2 protein-coding genes are annotated in these 1,709 nt (G+C 37.2%); one reads left to right on the top strand and one right to left on the bottom strand.

The window, feature by feature from the left end:
• Positions 1-891 precede the first annotated feature (891 nt).
• The gene (locus tag H561_RS23000) at positions 892-1,401 is read right to left on the bottom strand and encodes a type I restriction endonuclease (protein ID WP_228372319.1); all 510 of its coding nucleotides are present in this window, start codon (positions 1,399-1,401) and stop codon (positions 892-894) included.
• A gap of 66 nt (positions 1,402-1,467) precedes the next feature.
• On the opposite strand from H561_RS23000, the gene H561_RS0120205 reads away from it, so the two are divergent.
• The coding region (locus tag H561_RS0120205; protein ID WP_027388611.1) for a transposase at positions 1,468-1,709 on the top strand (242 nt) is incomplete at its 3' end.

The raw sequence follows: 1,709 nt of genomic DNA, 5'->3' as shown, positions 1-1,709 counted from the left end.
CGAACCAAAAAATCAAGACTTAAAACTTTTAAACGCTACAAATTGAGCCAACGCTGAAAAGTTTAAAACTTGCGCGGATTGGCTATTGGTCTGTTAATCACTATTGCAGCCGCGCTTCGGACATAAAACTTTTTTTAGTGGCCTATCCTTTTCAATTTGCTTAACGCTAAAAGTTTTTAGGTCGTTTTTTACTCGCAGTCGGTGTTGTTATTTCTGTATGCATCATCATTTTATGAAGGCATTTTTCATTGTTCTGGGTTTCATTAAACTTTCTTTAAACCATGCGCTTTCCCGGGTCGCCGAACCTTAGGAAGGTGCTTTTTTTATTTTTATTTTTATTTTTATTCGTTCATTTTGTCTTGATACAAAACGAACCAAAAGATCAAGACTTAAAACTTTTACGCTACAAATTGAGCCCGCGCTGAAAAGTTTAAACTTGCGCGGATTCACTGTAGGTGTGTTGATCACTATTACGGCCGCGCTTCGGACATAAAACTTTTTTTCTGCGGCCTACCCTTTTCAATTTGCTTAACGCTAAAAGTTTAAGGTCGTGGTGTGGTTAACAGTTAGAATGGTCAGTTTCATAAAGGAATACTGTCATATTGTTTATAGGTTTTATTAAACTTTCTTTAAATCATGCGCTTTCCTCTGGTCGCCGAACTTTTGGGAAAGGTTTTTAGTTCTTTTGCCTTGATGCAAAAGAACCAAAAGATCAAGACTTGGATTCTTCCGCTAAAAATGAACCCTGTTCACTAAAAATTCTAAAACTTGTGCGAAATCATTTTTTTGGTGAATAAACATTATTTGTCTCGCACTTCGGACAGTAGAATTTTTTTAACGCTCACAGGCTTAATTTTCTTAACGCTCCAGACTCCTATGTCGATTTTACTTTCAGTCAGTAATGGATTCATTAATAGAATTCGAAAATGCACGCTTGGTATATTCCTTGAAGGTTACCAGTCGTGCAGCAGTCATAGGCTTATCAAAGAATTTGCCAACAAGTAGCTTTACCATTTCATCCGATGGCTCAATCAGTTCTTTTTCAAACTCATTTTGTATGGCTTTGATATATTTCAGGGCTTCCGCCGAATCTAAGATGCCTTCTAAATTGTAACCATTTTTGGTAAAGTTCTCCAGAATCTTTAGGCTGGAATCTTTAAGATTGGCAAGATCCAAAGTATAAAACGGCTTTTCATCCATGATATTCGGCTTCTCTAAATCTGCATAAAAATTATAGGTATGGCCATTGGTGAGCACGCCAAACCGGGCTTTGGAAACATGGTAATACCGGTGCAGTTGGGAATTATGCGCATCCGCCTTTTCCTTCCAATGCTTACATTCTATAATAAGAATGGGCTCTCCATTTTTCTTGATTACATAATCAATGTGACCTTCTCCCAAAAAACTGGAACAATTAAAAGTAGAGATTTTTCGAGAAATAATTAAATTTAAATAAAGAAAAGTCTAATGAAAAAGAGCAGATTTACAGAGAGTCAGATTATTTTTGCATTGAAACAGTCTGAGACAGGAGTGAAAGTCGAAGAAGTTTGTCGTAAGATGGGTATAAGTGAGGCCACTTTCTACAATTGGAAGAAGAAATTCGGAGGTTTGGGGATTACAGAACTCCGGCGTTTACGTCAATTAGAGGAAGAAAACAGTCAACTCAAGAAGTTGGTAGCCGACCTAAGCCTGGATAAGCAGATTCTCCA

Source organism: Chryseobacterium gregarium DSM 19109 (genome assembly GCF_000430845.1).
Classification (GTDB): domain Bacteria; phylum Bacteroidota; class Bacteroidia; order Flavobacteriales; family Weeksellaceae; genus Chryseobacterium; species Chryseobacterium gregarium.
The sequence above is the reverse complement of the archived record's forward strand: the minus strand, read 5'-3'. Positions and strand labels throughout refer to the sequence as shown.